Source organism: Lentzea xerophila, assembly GCF_051094245.1.
In the GTDB taxonomy this organism is placed as follows: domain Bacteria; phylum Actinomycetota; class Actinomycetes; order Mycobacteriales; family Pseudonocardiaceae; genus Lentzea; species Lentzea xerophila.
Map to the genome: position 1 here is coordinate 1,679,412 of NZ_CP194934.1, position 14,697 is coordinate 1,694,108.

General features: G+C 70.1%; 13 protein-coding genes. 8 read left to right on the top strand and 5 right to left on the bottom strand.

Annotated features, from left to right (window positions below; all coding sequences use genetic code 11):
* Positions 1-4: 4 nt before the first annotated feature.
* Both ACRSBM_RS08300 and ACRSBM_RS08305 read left to right on the top strand, forming a co-directional pair.
* On the top strand, positions 5-382 hold the full coding sequence (locus ACRSBM_RS08300; protein ID WP_434441417.1) for a GntR family transcriptional regulator: 378 nt from the start codon (positions 5-7) through the stop codon (positions 380-382).
* A gap of 57 nt (positions 383-439) precedes the next feature.
* On the top strand, positions 440-1,279 hold the full coding sequence (locus ACRSBM_RS08305) for an ABC transporter ATP-binding protein (protein WP_434441420.1): 840 nt from the start codon (positions 440-442) through the stop codon (positions 1,277-1,279).
* Here the strand turns inward: ACRSBM_RS08305 and ACRSBM_RS08310 are convergent.
* The gene (locus ACRSBM_RS08310) at positions 1,267-2,811 is read right to left on the bottom strand and encodes a phytoene desaturase family protein (RefSeq protein WP_434441423.1); all 1,545 of its coding nucleotides are present in this window, start codon (positions 2,809-2,811) and stop codon (positions 1,267-1,269) included. The two genes, ACRSBM_RS08305 and ACRSBM_RS08310, sit on opposite strands and share 13 nt — an antisense overlap.
* Positions 2,808-3,671 carry an NAD-dependent epimerase/dehydratase family protein gene (locus ACRSBM_RS08315; RefSeq protein WP_434441426.1) on the bottom strand — a complete coding sequence of 288 codons (864 nt, stop codon included), beginning with the start codon at positions 3,669-3,671 and terminating at the stop codon, positions 2,808-2,810. Before ACRSBM_RS08315 ends, ACRSBM_RS08310 begins: the two co-directional genes overlap by 4 nt.
* 205 nt (positions 3,672-3,876) lie before the next feature.
* On the opposite strand from ACRSBM_RS08315, the gene ACRSBM_RS08320 reads away from it, so the two are divergent.
* Entirely contained in the window at positions 3,877-5,115 is a 1,239-nt protein-coding gene (locus ACRSBM_RS08320; protein ID WP_434441429.1) for an ABC transporter substrate-binding protein, read from the top strand.
* Between the two features lie 58 nt (positions 5,116-5,173).
* Here ACRSBM_RS08320 and ACRSBM_RS08325 read toward each other — a convergent pair whose 3' ends face one another.
* Positions 5,174-7,498, bottom strand: coding sequence for a Tex family protein (locus tag ACRSBM_RS08325; RefSeq protein ID WP_434441432.1), 2,325 nt, complete (start codon positions 7,496-7,498; stop codon positions 5,174-5,176).
* Positions 7,499-7,547: 49 nt separating this feature from the next.
* Here ACRSBM_RS08325 and ACRSBM_RS08330 point away from each other — a divergent pair, with 49 nt between their 5' ends.
* The 3 genes from ACRSBM_RS08330 (at position 7,548) to ACRSBM_RS08340 (ending at position 10,529) form a co-directional block, all read left to right on the top strand.
* Positions 7,548-8,645 carry an alkaline phosphatase family protein gene (locus tag ACRSBM_RS08330; protein WP_434441434.1) on the top strand — a complete coding sequence of 366 codons (1,098 nt, stop codon included), beginning with the start codon at positions 7,548-7,550 and terminating at the stop codon, positions 8,643-8,645.
* 45 nt (positions 8,646-8,690) lie between these two features.
* A complete protein-coding gene (locus ACRSBM_RS08335; protein WP_434441437.1) occupies positions 8,691-9,551 on the top strand; it encodes a patatin-like phospholipase family protein in 861 nt (286 codons plus the stop codon).
* Positions 9,552-9,617: 66 nt separating this feature from the next.
* Positions 9,618-10,529, top strand: a complete 912-nt coding sequence (locus ACRSBM_RS08340) for an alpha/beta fold hydrolase (RefSeq protein WP_434441440.1) — start codon at positions 9,618-9,620, stop codon at positions 10,527-10,529.
* Positions 10,530-10,553: 24 nt separating this feature from the next.
* On the opposite strand, the gene ACRSBM_RS08345 is transcribed toward ACRSBM_RS08340, so the two are convergent.
* Positions 10,554-12,053 carry a WS/DGAT/MGAT family O-acyltransferase gene (locus ACRSBM_RS08345; RefSeq protein ID WP_434453019.1) on the bottom strand — a complete coding sequence of 500 codons (1,500 nt, stop codon included), beginning with the start codon at positions 12,051-12,053 and terminating at the stop codon, positions 10,554-10,556.
* 221 nt (positions 12,054-12,274) lie between these two features.
* Here ACRSBM_RS08345 and ACRSBM_RS08350 point away from each other — a divergent pair, with 221 nt between their 5' ends.
* A complete protein-coding gene (locus tag ACRSBM_RS08350) occupies positions 12,275-13,093 on the top strand; it encodes an esterase/lipase family protein (RefSeq protein ID WP_434441443.1) in 819 nt (272 codons plus the stop codon).
* A 13-nt stretch (positions 13,094-13,106) separates the two neighbouring features.
* On the opposite strand, the gene ACRSBM_RS08355 is transcribed toward ACRSBM_RS08350, so the two are convergent.
* The gene (locus tag ACRSBM_RS08355; protein WP_434441446.1) at positions 13,107-13,892 is read right to left on the bottom strand and encodes a helix-turn-helix transcriptional regulator; all 786 of its coding nucleotides are present in this window, start codon (positions 13,890-13,892) and stop codon (positions 13,107-13,109) included.
* Between the two features lie 69 nt (positions 13,893-13,961).
* Between ACRSBM_RS08355 and ACRSBM_RS08360 the strand changes: the two genes are divergently transcribed.
* Entirely contained in the window at positions 13,962-14,696 is a 735-nt protein-coding gene (locus ACRSBM_RS08360; RefSeq protein WP_434441449.1) for an SDR family oxidoreductase, read from the top strand.
* The last annotated feature ends 1 nt before the right edge of the window (position 14,697 follow it).

Sequence of the window (14,697 nt, forward strand, 5' to 3'; positions counted from 1 at the left end):
CGGCGTGATCGAGTTTCGCATCGATCGGCACTCCGGGGTGTCCACCTATCTCCAGATCGCCGCACAGGTCAAGCAGGCCATGCGGATGGGGCTGCTCGGACCCGGTGACAAGCTGCCGACGGCACGGGAGGTGGTGGAGGCCACCAGGGTCAACCCCAACACCGTGCTGAAGGCGTACCGCGAACTCGAGCACGAGGGGCTCGTCGAGGGCCGCCGCGGCATGGGCACGTTCATCACGGCCTCCCTCGCGACCGACGCGGCCCGCGCCGACGCGCCGCTGCGGCAGGATCTGGAGCAGTGGATGGACCGCGCGGTGGACGAGGGCCTGTCGGCCGACGAGGTCGACGCGATCTACACCGACGTGCGGGGCATGCACTACTAGTGTCCACTGTGGATGTTTGGACGTGGGATGGACTTGAGCCCGGTTCACGCTGAGGGCGTGGCGAAGCACTTCGGACGCACGCGGGCGCTCGACGACTGCACGTTCACGTTGCCGGAGGGCAGTGTGACCGGGCTGGTCGGGCCGAACGGCGCGGGCAAGAGCACACTGCTGGCGGTGATCGCCGGACTGGTCGCGCCCACCCGTGGTTCGGTGAGCGTGCACGGCATGCCGGTGCGCGGCCGGATGCACCCGGACGTCTCGCTGCTGACCCAGAAACGTCCTCTGTACGACCAGTTCACCGTCCGGGAGATGATGCGGGCGGGCGCGGCGATGAACGACCGCTGGTCGGCCGAACGCGCCTTCGAGGTGCTGGATCTCCTGGCCGGCGTGGACAAGGACGCGCAGGTGCGCACCTTGTCCTCCGGCGCGCGCACGCAGGTCGCGATCGCGTTCGCTCTCGGCCGCCTGCCGAAGGTGTTGCTGCTCGACGAACCGTTGTCCGACCTCGACCCGTTGGCGCGCGATGAGACCTTGCGCATCGTCATGACCGATGTCGCGGAACGGGGCACGACGGTCCTGCTGTCGTCGCACCTGCTCACCGACCTCGGCGACGTCTGCGACCACCTGCTACTGCTTGACGAGGGCCGCGTGCAGGTGTCCGGTGCCATCGACGACGTCCTGACCGCCCACCGGATCGTGGTGGGAGCGGCGGAGCTGGAGCTGGAGACCGACGGCGTGGTCGTCGACACCTCGCACACCACGCGGCAGACGACGGCGCTGGTGCGTGGCGGGGCCGGGCTCGACGGCTGGGAGACGACGCATCCCGACCTGGAGGCGCTCGTGATGGGCTACCTGCGTGCCTCGCGGACCCGCAGGCTCGCCCGTCAGTCGCGGTAGATCGCCTTCTGGGCGCCCTGGACCAGCATCCGGTACACCTCGCCCGCCGCACCCCAGCGCGCGAGCGCGGCGCGTGCCGCGTTCGCGCCCCCCGCGCCGTGCACGCCGCCACCCGGCCACGCCGAGGAGCCCGCGAGGTAGAGGCGGTCGAACGGGGTGTCCGCGCGGCCGAGGCCCGGCACGGGACGGAAGATCAGCTGCTGGTGGATGGCCGCCGTGCCGCCGTTGACCGTGCCGATCTCCGCCGGGCCGAGGACCGACCGCTCGATGACGCGGGAGCGGAAGCCGGGCGCGTGGTCCTCGATGACCTGCTCCATGCGGTCGGCGCGGCGCTTGAGGCGGTCCGGTGTCCAGGTGCCGTCGACGGGCACGTGGGTGTACGACCAGGCGGCCTCGGTGCCGGCGGGGGAGCGGGTCGGGTCGGACGTCGTCATCTGCCCGATGACCATGAACGGCGCGCGCGGCACCTTGCCGCACGCCAGTTCGTGGGCCGTGGTGGCCAGGCCGTTCAGGTCGCCGCCGAGGTGGACGGTGCCGGCTTGCGCGGCTTCCGGGTTGCTCCACGGGATCGGGCCCGACAGCGCCCAGTCGACCTTGATCGTGTCGGCGTCCCACTGGAACTTCCTCAGGTCCTCGGCGAGCCGCGCGGGCAGCGCGTCGGCGCCGATCAGGTCCCGGTAGAGGTTCGGCGCAAGGATGTCGGCCACAACGGCGCGGCGTGCGCGCACGAGTGAGCCGTCTTCCAGCCGCACACCAACGGCGACACCGCGCGCATGCAGCACCTCGGTCACGCGAGCGCCGGTCTCGACGCGCCCTCCGAAGCGGCGCAGCAGGGACGCGGTCAGTTGACCCGCCCCGCCGCGCGGCACCGGGTTGCCGACGTCCTGGGCGAGCATGGCCAGCAGCCAGCCGAAGCCCGCGCCGCCGGCCTGGTCCGGGCCGAGGTCCGTGTGCATCGTGTTGCCCGCCAAGAGAACACGAGCGCCTTCGCCCTCGAAGAGTTCCTCGCCCAGACGCCGCACCGGCAGCGTCAGCGTGCGCACCAGCCGGAGGGCGTCACCGATTCCCGCGGCCTTCAAGAGAGATAAGCCACCACGCACCGGCGGGAAGGGTCGCAGCAATGAGTCGAGCACCGCGTCACGCACGCCCTGCCAGCGCGCGTACTCCGCGTGCCACCGGTCGGCGTCGGCGTGGGCGAACGCTCCGACGGACTTCGCCGTGGTCTCGATCTCGCGCGAGAGCAGCGCAACGCGGTCGTCCGGCAGCACGTGGGCGAGCACGGCAGGTGCGTGTTGCCACTGCACGTCGAGGTTCAACGCGCCGATGACGGGCGATCCGAGCCCGAGGGGGTAGAACGCGCTGTAGACGTCGTTGGTGAAGCCCGGCGCGGTGATCTCGGCCGACGCGACGGCGCCACCGGGGGTGTCGCGCTGCTCCAGCACCAGCACGTCCCAGCCCGCGTCGGCCAGCAGCGTCGCGGCCACCAGGCCGTTCGGGCCGGAGCCGATGACGACGGCATCAACCTCGTTCACGCACGTCCTCCCATAGCCGTGACGACCTCGCGCAGTACGTCGCGCGCGTCATGTTCGGGCCACCATTCCAGATCCTCGTGCGCTCGGGTCGTCCGGATGAGGGGTGCCTGATCGGCCATTCGGACCCACTCCGGCGTCAGTGGTTGCAGCCTCAGCCGTGCCGTCGCGCCCGCCAGCTTCTCGATCACCGGGTACGGCACCGGCAACCGCCCGGCACCGACACGTTCGGCGATCATCGGCGCCGTCAGCACCGGCTCGGCAGCGAGGTTGAAGGCGCCCAACGCTTTGCGGCGCACTATCTCCACGATCGCGCGCGCCACGTCGTCGGAGTGCACGAGCTGCAAGCGCAGGTCTTTCCACAACGGGATGGGCAGGTACGGCAACAGCCGGGGTGAGAGCCAGCGGCTCAGCAACCACTGCCGCAGCTGGGGTGCCGCGGACGCCTGCCCGATGCCGCACGGCCTGATCACCGTGCACGGCAGGGGATAGCGGCTCACCATCTCCTCCAGCCGCGCCTTGTGCGCGCTGTAGGAGCTGCCGGGGATGCCCGTCACCGCCCACGACTCGTCGACCCTCGACCAGCGTTCCGCCGGGGCGTAGGCCGCGACCGACGACGCGATGACCAGGTGACCGACCTCTTCCCTGGCACAGGCGGCGAGCACGTGCTCGGAACCGTCGACGTTCGTCTCGCGAATCGTGGGCTTGATCGCCCACGCCAGGTGCACCACCACGTCGGCGCCGCGGAAGGCGTCCCGCAACGACGACAGCGCGCGCACGTCGACATCGGCGTCCTCGAAGGCCAGGTGACGGCGCAGCGCGGTGCCGACGTTGCCGGAACCACCGGTGACGACGATCTTCACGCCGCAGGGGTACCCGCGATGTGGCCGATCACGCGTATCTCATTTCGTTCGGCACCGAAGAGCTAGCACACTCCGTAGTCGAGCGGTAGTCACATGAACCCTACGGGCGTGTGTTCCGTACCACATAAGGGGCCACTGTGTGGGCTCCAGACCAATACTGAGCTACCGCTTAGTATGTCTCGATCATTTGGACAAGGACCTCTGCATGCCCCTCCGCCGCGTACTGCCCACCGCCGCCTTGGCGCTCGCCGTCCTCGTGGCCGGTTGTGGCGCGAAGGAAGACGAGAAGGCCCACGTCAAGACGGGGCCGGGCGTGAGCGACGACACGATTTCGCTCGGCATCCTCACGGACATGACAGGACCGTTCAAAGCCTCCGCGCTGACCCGCATGAAGGGCTACGAGCTGTACCTGAAGCAGGTCAACGACCGTGGCGGCATCTGTGGTCGCAAGATCGAGCTCAAGCAGAAGGACCACGCGTACGACGTGCAGAAGGCGCTCGACGCCTACTTCGAGCTGGAGCCGCAGGTGCTCGGCCTGCTGGAGCTCGCCGGCACGCCGATGACCGCCGCGATCGAGCCCGACATCATGCAGACCCGCACGCTGACCGCGCCCGCCTCGTGGGCCGCGTCGCTGCTCGGCAACCCGCACATGATGATCGTCGGCACCACGTACGACCTCGACGTGATCAACGGGCTTGACCACTACAAGCGCCGGGGCGTCATCAAGGACGGCGACACCGTAGGCCACGTCTACGCGCAGGGCAGCTACGGCGACAACGCCGTGGAGGGCAGCCGGTTCGTCGGCACGCAGTGGAACATGAAGATCGCCGAGCAGCCCATCGGCGAGACCACGGCCGACCTCACCCAGCAGATCGCCGCTCTCAAGGCCGCGGGCGCGAAGGCCGTCGTGCTGAGCACCACCCCCGCCCAGACGGCCGCGGCGGTCGGCGTGGCCGCGGCGCTGAAGTGGGAGGTGCCGTTCATGGTCAACGTGGTCGGGTTCGACACCGCGATCCTCGACTCGCCGGTCGGTCCTGCCGTGGAGAAGCAGGTGTCCGTGGTGACGTCGGTGGCGCCGTTCACCGGCAGCCAGCCCGGCCCGCGCGAGGTGGCGGCGGCGTTCAACAAGTACTACCCGAACGACAAGCCCGCGATCTACGTCGACCACGGGTACACCGTCGCGAAGGTGTTCCTCTCGGTCATCGAGAAGGCCTGCAAGGAGGGCGACCTCACGCGTGACGGTGTGCTGAAGGCGTTCCACGACACCAACGGCCTGGAGACCCAGGGACTGACCGGTGCGCTGCACTACTCGCTGGTGGGCCGGCCGTCCGCCACGCAGTCGTACATCACCAAGGTCGACTCGAAGGTGCCCGGCGGTCTCACGACCGTCGAGGAGCTGTTCGAGTCGGAGCTCGTGAAGGCCAAGGGCACGCGCGCCAAGTAGTTGATGAGGGGAGCTTTCGTCAACCTCAGGTTGAGGAAAGCTCCCCTCATCAACGTCGCTACTTGCCGAAACCGGCCTTGCGGAGCGCGTCCGCCATCGAGCCGGTCGCCGGCGGAGGCGAGTTGCGCTGCTGGCCGCCGCGCTGCTGCCCACCGCGCTGCTGCGGACGACGGTCCCGGCCGCCGCCACCGCCGCCCTGCTGCTTCGGAGCGGGCTTGCCCGGCTCGTCGGTCAGGCGCAGCGTCAGGCCGATGCGCTTGCGGGCCTCGTCGACCTCCAGCACCTTCACCCGCACCACGTCACCGGACTTCACGACGTCGCGCGGATCCTTCACGTAGGTGTTGGACAGGGCGGAGATGTGCACGAGACCGTCCTGGTGCACGCCGATGTCGACGAACGCGCCGAACGCGGCCACGTTCGTCACGACTCCCTCCAGCACCATGCCGGGCTTGAGGTCGGCGATCTTCTCGACACCGTCCGCGAAGGTCGCCGTCTTGAACGCCGGGCGCGGGTCGCGGCCGGGCTTCTCCAGCTCGCGCAGGATGTCCGTGACGGTCGGCAGACCGAACTGCTCGTCGACGAACTTCTCCGGCCGCAGCTTCGTCAGCACGGCCGTGTTGCCGATCAGTTCCGCGCCGGCCTCGGTCTGCATCCTCCGCACGACCGGGTACGCCTCGGGGTGCACCGAGGACGCGTCGAGCGGCTCGTCGCCACCGCGGATCTTGAGGAAGCCCGCGCACTGCTCGAACGCCTTCGGGCCGAGCCGAGTCACGTTCTTGAGCGCCGTGCGGGTCTTGAACGGACCGTTCTGGTCGCGGTGCAGCACGATGTTCTCCGCGAGACCGGCCGTGATGCCGGAGACGCGGGCCAGCAGCGGCACCGACGCCGTGTTCAGGTCGACGCCGACGGCGTTCACGCAGTCCTCGACCACCGCGTCGAGCGAGCGCGACAGCTTGGACTCCGCGAGGTCGTGCTGGTACTGGCCGACACCGATCGACTTCGGGTCGATCTTCACGAGCTCGGCCAGCGGGTCCTGCAGACGGCGCGCGATCGAGACGGCGCCGCGGATCGACACGTCGAGGTCCGGCAGTTCGGACGACGCGTAGGCCGACGCCGAGTAGACCGACGCGCCCGCCTCGGACACGACGATCTTGGTGAGGTTGAGCTCCGGATGGCGCTTGATCAGGTCGGCGGCGAGCTTGTCGGTCTCGCGTGAGGCCGTGCCGTTGCCGATCGCGATGAGGTCGACGTTGTGCTGCTTGGCCCACGCCGCGAGCTTCGCGATCGACTCGTCCCAGCGGTTCGCGGGCACGTGCGGCTGGATGACGCCGTGCGCGACGACCTTGCCGGTGGGGTCGACGATCGCGACCTTCACGCCGGTGCGGTAGCCGGGGTCGAGGCCCATGGTGGCGCGCGTGCCGGCCGGGGCGGCCAGCAGGAGGTCGCGCAGGTTCGAGGCGAACACCTTCACGGCCTCGTCCTCGGCGAACGCCCGCAGGCGGCCGCGCAGGTCGATGCCGAGGTGCACGAGGATCCGGGTCCGCCAGGCCCAGCGCACCGTGTCGGTGAGCCACTTGTCGCCGGGACGGCCCTGGTCGTCGATGCCGAAGCGCGAGGCGATGCGCACCTCGAACGTCGAGGGACCCTCCTCCCGCGGCTCCTCCGGCTCCAGGACGAGGTCGAGGACCTCCTCCTTCTCGCCGCGGAACAGCGCCAGGATGCGGTGCGAGGGCAGCTTGGTGAACGGCTCGTCGAACTCGAAGTAGTCCGAGAACTTGGCGCCCTCGGTCTCCTTGCCCTCGCGGACCTTGGAGACGACGCGGCCGCGCGTCCACATCTGCTCGCGCAGCTCGCCGATCAGGTCGCCGTCCTCGCCGAACCGCTCGACCAGGATGGCCCGCGCGCCCTGCAGGGCGGCCGCCGCGTCGGCGACCTCCTTGCCGGGGTCGACGAACTTCGCGGCTTCCTCCTGCGGGTTCAGCCCTGGATCACCCAGCAGCGCGTCGGCCAGCGGTTCGAGACCGGCCTCCTTCGCGATCTGGGCCTTCGTGCGGCGCTTCTGCTTGTACGGCAGGTAGAGGTCCTCAAGGCGCGCCTTGGAGTCGGCGGCGAGGATCTGCGCTTCCAGGGCGTCGGTGAGCTTGCCCTGCTCGCGGATCGAGTTGAGGACGGCCGCGCGGCGCTCCTCCAGTTCGCGCAGGTAGCCGAGGCGTTCCTCGAGCGTGCGCAGCTGGGCGTCGTCGAGACCGCCGGTCGCCTCCTTGCGGTAGCGGGCGACGAACGGGACGGTCGCGCCACCGTCGAGCAGTTCGACAGCAGAGCCGACCTGGCCAGCGGCCACACCGAGCTCGTCAGCGATCTTCTGGTGGATGAGCGTTGTCACAGCGCGCCATTCTGCCCGTTGCCGGATTCGACGTGGCACGGTGTCCTGCATGACCATCGCCGAGGTCGTCCCCTCACTGCTGTCGGGCCTGGACGTGCCGGGTGCCGACAACACGCTCGGCCTGCCGCGGGCCCGGCGTGTCGTGCTGCTGCTCGTCGACGGCCTGGGCCACGAGCTGCTGCGCGCCCACGCCGGTCACGCCCCGTTCCTGTCCGGTCTGCACGGCGGCGTGATCGACGCGGGCTTCCCGTCCTCGACCGCCACGAGCCTCGCCTCGATCGGCACCGGGTTGCTGTCCGGCGAGCACGGCATCGTCGGCTACACGTTCGCGGTCGGCGACGAGGTGCTCAACTCACTGACCTGGTCGCGGGCGAACGAGCGCCACCACGACCTGCGCAAGACGCTCGTGCCCGAGGTCGTGCAGCCGCACCCGACGCTGTTCGAACGCGCGGCGGCGGCCGGGGTCGCGGTCAGCGCGGTCGCGCCGCTCACCCATCGCGGCAGCGGGCTGACCAGGGCGGTGCTGCGCGGCTCCTGGTTCCGTGGCGCGGCGGGGTTCGGCGACCTCGCACTGGGCGCCGTCGCGGGGGTCGAGCAGGACCGCTCGTTCTGCTACGCCTACCACGCCGACCTCGACACGATCGGGCACCTCTACGGGCCCGGCTCCGAGGAGTGGTTGCTGCAGCTGGAGTTCGTGGACTCGCTGGCATCGCGCATCGCCGCGCGCCTGCCGTCCGGCTCGCTGCTCGTCGTCACCGCCGACCACGGCATGGTCACCGCGGGCGAGCGGATCGACTTCGACACCGAACCCGTGCTGTGGCAAGGAGTTCGCGTGATCGCCGGCGAGCCGCGGGTGCGGTACCTGCACACCGAGAGCGACGAGGTGACGGCGGTGTGGCGGGAGTTCCTCGGCGACCGCGCGGACGTGCTGACGCGCGAGGACGCGGTGGCGGCGGGGTGGTTCGGGCCGGTCAGCCCGCTGGCGGCCGACCGCATCGGCGACGTCGTCGTCGCGATGAAAGACTCCGCGGTCCTGCTGCGCAGCCAGGCCGAACCCATGTGGAGCGGCATGACCGGGTTCCACGGCGCACGGACGCGGGAGGAGCTGGCGATCCCGCTGTTGGTCCACTCGGTGGGTTCAGTGTAGACCGAAGTCAGCTTTGGTCGATGACCGGCTTTAGGATCACCGGACGTGACGATCGAACTGCCAGGACCTGTCGCGTTCGTGCTCGGAGGCGGCGGAAGCCTCGGTGCCGCGCAGGTCGGCATGCTGCGCGCGTTGCAGGAGCACGGCGTGCGGCCCGACCTGGTCGTGGGCACCTCGGTCGGTTCCGTCAACGGGTCGCTGCTCGCCCTCGACCCCGGCAAGGCCGCCGAGCGCCTGGCCGTGCTGTGGCAGGGCATGACGCGGCAGCGGGTGTTCCCCGGTGGCCCGATCGCGCAGCTGAGGTCGTTGCGCACCAACAAGACCTACCTCTTCCCGAACACCGGCCTGGCGCACGTGCTGGCCGAGGGACTCGACGGCACCACGTCGTTCGCCGAGCTGACCCTGCCGTTCGGCGCGGTGTCGGTGGACTGCGTGACGGGCGAGGCCGTGAACATCGTCGAGGGCGACCTGGTCCCCGCGATCCTTGCCAGCGCGGCGATTCCGGGCGTCTACCCGCCGGTGAGGATCGGCGGCCGCGTGCTCTACGACGGCGGCGTGCTGGCGAACGTCCCGATCCGGCAGGCGCTGGCGATGGGCGCGAAGTCGTTGGTGGTGCTGGACTGCGCGTTCCCTGGCCACCTGCCGACCGTGCCGGGGACGCTCGCCGAGACCCTGCTGTTCTGGGCGACGCTGGGCATGCGCAACCAGGCGGTGCTGGAGGTCGAGCTCGCCTCGCAGCAGGCGCCCGTGCTGTACCTGCCCGGCCCACCCGTGCAGGCCGTCACGCCGTTGGACTTCTCGCACACCGCTGAGCTGGTCGAGGCTTCTTATGTGGCTTCGGCCGCGTTCCTCACGACGCTGGAGATCGCGGGGGCGGGGTTGTACGGCCATCCGTCACACGGGTAGCGCGGGCACGACGTGGCGCCGAACGCGGGCTACCAACCGGTTGGCCCAAGCGACATACTGGTTGGTATGACGACTGTGGCGCACTTCGGCGGTACCAGCCACCACGCGGACCTCGGCGGGGCCGTGCACTGGGTCGACTTCGGCGGGCCGGCGGACGGGCCGCGGATCGTCCTCGTGCACGGGCTCGGCGGTTCGCACCTCAACTGGGCGTTGTTGGCGCCGTTGCTCGCGAAGAAGGCCCGTGTCACGGCCGTCGACCTCGCCGGGCACGGCCTGACCAACCCCGAGGGCCGGCTGACCACGGTTCAGGCGAACACGAAGCTGCTGGGCAGGTTCATCAGGGAGGTCGCCGGGGAGCCGGTGGTCCTCGTCGGCAACTCGATGGGCGGGATGATCTCGCTCTTCCAGACCGCGCACGACCCCGAGCTGGTCAGGGGCCTGGTGCTGGTCGACCCCGCGTTGCCGATGGTGCTCGGGACGCGACCGGACCCGACGATGCTCGCCACGTTCTTCCTGTACTCGGTGCCCGGTCTGGGGGAGCGGTACCTGGCGAGGTCGAGGGCCGTGTCCGCCCGCCGGCAGGTCGACCGCGTGCTCGAGCTGTGCTGCGCGGACCCGTCGGGCATCCCCGAGGAGCTCAAGCAGGCGAGCGAGCACCTGATCGGCGTGCGTGCCGGGGTCGAGGGCCTGGACAAGGCGTTCCTCGCGGCCGCGCGCAGCACCGTGCTCACGTCGTCGCGGCGCGGCGCCTACCGCGCGGCGATGTCCCGGATCCGCGTGCCGGTGTTCCTGATGAGCGGCGACCGCGACCGGCTGGTCAACGTCGCCGCCGCGCGGTACGTGGCGCGCAGGCATCCGCACTGGCGCTACGACGAGTACGCGGGCGTCGGTCACGTGCCGCAGATGGAGATCCCCGAGGTCGTGTCCGAGCGGGTCCTGGAGTGGATGGACGCCAACCGCCTGGGCACCACGGCCTGAGCACCGCCGGCCGGCCGGGTCGGCTCAGGCCGTGGTCTCCGGCTTCACGCCGTTGACCGAGGCCTTGGACCTCGTCCGGACGGCACGAGGCTTCGGTGCGGGCTTGGCGTCGACGACCTTCCGCGCGGCCTCGGTCTTCTCCGCCGCTTCCGCCGCCAGTGCCACCATCTCGTCGAACCCGGCGCGGATGCCGTCCGCGAGCAGCTGCACGTCCGGCACGCCGTCGAAGTCGGCGTTGATGCCGAAGGTGAACCTGTCGAGGTAGGAGAAGATGCCGACGGTGATCCGGATCGTCGAGGCGACCGGCACGTACGGGAACATCTCCACCAGCGGCCGGCCGAGCATGTACAGCGGGATGCGCGGGCCGGGGACGTTCGTGGTGACGGTCTGCAGGATCTGCTGCGGGAACCGCATCGCGGTCCGCGACCCCAGCGCCATCAACGTCGGCGCGGCGAAGTTCGACAGGTTCGTGATCACGTCGGCACCGGCGGCCTGGCGCGAGCCCTTCAGGTCGTCCATCTGCGCGCGGATCGACGCGAGGCGCCGCACGGGGTCCGCCTCGCCGACGGGCAGGTTCACCAGCACGGCGCTGACGCGGTTGTTCAGCTCGTTGTGCTGGTCGGCCTTGCGCATCGACACGGGCACCATGGTCCGCACGACCATGCCCTCGGTCAGTTCGCCGCGTTTCTCCAGCAGGTCCCGGAAACCACGCGTGATCGCCGCGAGGATGACGTCGTTGACGGTGCCACCGGCGGCGGTGCGGATCTGTTTGATCTCAGCCAGGTTCGCGCGCGCCCACACCCAACGCCGGTGCGGTCCGATCGGACCGTTCAAAGAGGTCGCCGCACGCGTGACCAGACGGCGGGCGGTACCGGGAAGCGAACCGAGAACGGACTTGCCGAAGTCCATGATCTCGGTGAAGGAACGCAGGTTCCGCGCGAAGGCGGGCAACGCGGCGAGGTGCTGCACGGGTGTCACCACCGCGTCGCGCACACCGTCGACCACGAGGTCGAGCGTCGACGGCTGCGGCTCCGGCTTCCACTCCTTGGGCTCCGGGAGAACGCTTTCCTTCTGGAAGTCCAGGATGAGCTGCAGCATGTCCGAACCGGACACTCCGTCGATCATGCAGTGGTGGACCTTGGAGATGATGGCCCAGCGGCCGCCTTCGAGCCCCTCGACGAGCCAGGCCTCCCACAGCGGCTTCGAGTCGTCGAGCTTCTGCGCGAAGATCCGGCCCGCGAGGTTGCGCAGCTGGTCCTCACCGCCCGGCGACGGCACCGCGGTGTGCCGCACGTGGTACAGGATGTTGAAGTGGTCGTCGTCGACCCAGACCGGACGGCCCACGTGGAACGGCAGGGCCTTCACCTTCTGCCGGTAGCGCGGCACCTGGTCCATGCGCGCCAGGAAAAGGCGGATCACGTCGCCGTAGGACGGGACCGGCCCGTCGAAAACCAGGACGGAACCGACGTGCATCGGCACGTTCTCGTCCTCGACGAAGTAGAAGCCTGCGTCCAGTGAGCTCATGCGATCCACTTGAAAAATGGTAGAGGAGCCGGACATCTGAATCGACGTCCATGCAGGTGAGAGGCACTGCACAGGTGTGAGGTCGCCGACGCGTTACCTGCGGGTGGCGAATCGAGACTCGAAAGTGCTGGCGAAAAGATCGTTCACGAAACATCATGGACTCACTGGGCGACGCCGCCCAGGGCGCCGGCTCGGGGTTGTCGACGTGTGGGGAGGCTCCTATGTCCGCCATGCCTTCGGACGAGGTCTTCGAAGTTCCTGCGGCCTCGCCCCTGCACCTCGTCAGAGGATCGGCGCCCGGCCTCTTCTGGTATCTCACCGAGCCCACCCGGTGCGCGCTGGACGTCAGCGAGTTCGTCGCCACGCGCTCGATGCTCAAGGGCGCTCAGGCGGGCGACGGCCACCCGGTCCTCGTGTTCCCCGGCCTCGGTGCCGCCGACTCGTCCACGGTGATGCTGCGCCGCTTCCTGTCCGGACTGGGCTACCAGGTGAACCCGTGGGGCCTGGGCCGCAACATCGGCCCGACGCGCAAGGCCGTGGACGGCATGCACGCCTTGGTGAAGAAGGTCTCCGACGACTTCGGCGGACCGGTGTCGATCGTCGGCTGGTCGCTCGGCGGGATCTTCGCGCGCGAGATGGCGCGCGACCACCCGCACCGGGTCCGCCAGGTGATCACGCTCGGCTCGCCGTACAACATGAGCGATCCCGTGCAGTCAAGGGCGATGCCGGCCTTCGCGCTGTTCTCGCGCCTGCACATCCCGCGCGAGGAGTTCCCGCCGCCGGAGGCGACGCGGCCGCCGATCCCGGTGCCCGCCACGTCGATCTACTCCAAGACCGACGGGATCGTGTCGTGGGAGTCGTGCGTCGAGGAACCCGGGCCGCGTCGCGAGAACGTCCAGGTCGCCTCGTCTCATCTGGGATATGGCTTCAACGCCAGCGTTTTGTGGGTGGTCGCCGACCGGCTGGCGCAGGTGGAGGGCACGTGGGCGCCCTTCGCCGCGCCGCCGGGAATGGCTCGGCTGTACCCGCGGGCCGCCTGAACCACCGCCGGGATCACTGGCACGGCCTCGGATCCGCGTAGACCACCAGCGTGTGGTCGGGCTGCTCGGCGAGGTGGAACGCCGTGTACGCGTAGTCGAGGGCGCCCAGGCTAGGGTGGCGCAGGCGTTTGCGCCCTCCGGTTTGCGCCCGCACCTCCTGGTGGGGCCACCAGGACCGCACCTCCCCGCTCGCCTCGCGCAGTTCGTCGAACAGCCGCGTGAACCGCTCGTCGCCGGGGTGCCGGCCGGCGAGCGTGCGCAGCCGGGCGAGCAGGCCACGCGCCTCCTGTTCCCAGTCGAGCACGACGAGTCGTGACGTCTCGTCGGTGAACACCCAGCGGGCGAAGTTCGGCTCGGCCGTGCGCAGGACGGGGAAGAGCTCCGCGGCCGCCTCGTTGTGGCTGTGCACGTCGTAGGTGGCGCCGATGATGTAGGCCGGGTTCGGTTGCAGCAGGTGTGGCACGGCGGCTGTCTCCGCCGTCAGCGGTTCCGCTCCGGCGTCGCCCGCGGGCCCGTGCCCGGCGAGGCGGAGCAGATGGTCCTTTTCGGACCGGTCGAGTCCCAGCGCGGCCGCGAGCGCCTCGAGCACCTGGCCGGACGCCTGCACGTCGCGGCCCTGTTCGAGGTAGGTGTACCAGGTGGCGCTGATCCCGGCGAGCACAGCGAGTTCTTCCCTGCGCAGACCGGGAGTCCGGCGTCGCGAGGTGCGCGGCAGACCTGCCTCGGCGGGGGTGAGGCGTTCCCGCCGGCTGCGCAGGAACGCGCCCAGCTCGTCGCGTTGATCGGCGGTTCTCCGCATGCTGGCACCCCCAGTACCAGAATAAGCTCGCTCTGGATACCAGGTTAACGCTGCCACAGGCTGAGCGTCATGGCAATCAACGAGAAGGTCGTGGCGATCACCGGTGCGAGCAGCGGGATCGGCGAGGCGACCGCGCTGCTGCTCGCGGAACGGGGCGCGCGCCTCGTGCTCGGGGCTCGCCGGTCGGATCGCCTCGAGGACCTGGTGACCAGGATCGAGCAGGCAGGCGGCACGGCGGTGTGCACGCGTACGGACGTGACCCGGCGCGAAGACCTGCATGCGTTGGTGGGCCTCGCTTGTGCACGGTTCGGGCGGCTCGACGTGCTGGTCGGCAACGCCGGGGCAGGCCCTATCTCGCCGTTGGACGACCTGCGCGTCGACGAGTGGGACGAGATGGTCGACGTCAACATCAAGGGCGTGCTGCACGGCATCGCGGCCGCACTGCCGGTGTTCCGGGAGCAGCGGTCCGGGCACTTCGTCACCACCGCCTCCACCGCCGCGTTCACCGTGGTGCCGTCGATGGCGGTCTACGCGGGCACCAAGGTCGCGGTGCGGGCGATCTGCGAGGGCCTGCGCCAGGAGGCGGGTGCTTCGCTGCGGGTCACCACCGTGTTCCCGGGTTTCGTGCACACCGCTTTCGCGGAGGCGTCGAGCAATGCCGCAGTGCGGGAACGCATCGCGGGCATGCGGGACGAGATCGCGATCCCGCCGGACTCGATCGCCCGCGCGGTCGCGTTCGCGATCGAGCAGCCGGCCGACGTCGACGTGAACGAGATCGTCGTGCGGCCGGCTGCTCAGGCCTAGG

Bases quoted from the DNA above. Each gene is read 5' to 3' on its own strand.
- ACRSBM_RS08320 (WP_434441429.1), top strand. From the start codon at position 3,877: ATGCCCCTCCGCCGCGTACTGCCCACCGCCGCCTTGGCGCTCGCCGTC.
- ACRSBM_RS08340 (WP_434441440.1), top strand. From the start codon at position 9,618: ATGACGACTGTGGCGCACTTCGGCGGTACCAGCCACCACGCGGACCTC.
- ACRSBM_RS08345 (WP_434453019.1), bottom strand. From the start codon at position 12,053: ATGAGCTCACTGGACGCAGGCTTCTACTTCGTCGAGGACGAGAACGTG.
- ACRSBM_RS08360 (WP_434441449.1), top strand. From the start codon at position 13,962: ATGGCAATCAACGAGAAGGTCGTGGCGATCACCGGTGCGAGCAGCGGG.
- ACRSBM_RS08355 (WP_434441446.1), bottom strand. From the start codon at position 13,892: ATGCGGAGAACCGCCGATCAACGCGACGAGCTGGGCGCGTTCCTGCGC.
- ACRSBM_RS08350 (WP_434441443.1), top strand. From the start codon at position 12,275: ATGTCCGCCATGCCTTCGGACGAGGTCTTCGAAGTTCCTGCGGCCTCG.
- ACRSBM_RS08330 (WP_434441434.1), top strand. From the start codon at position 7,548: ATGACCATCGCCGAGGTCGTCCCCTCACTGCTGTCGGGCCTGGACGTG.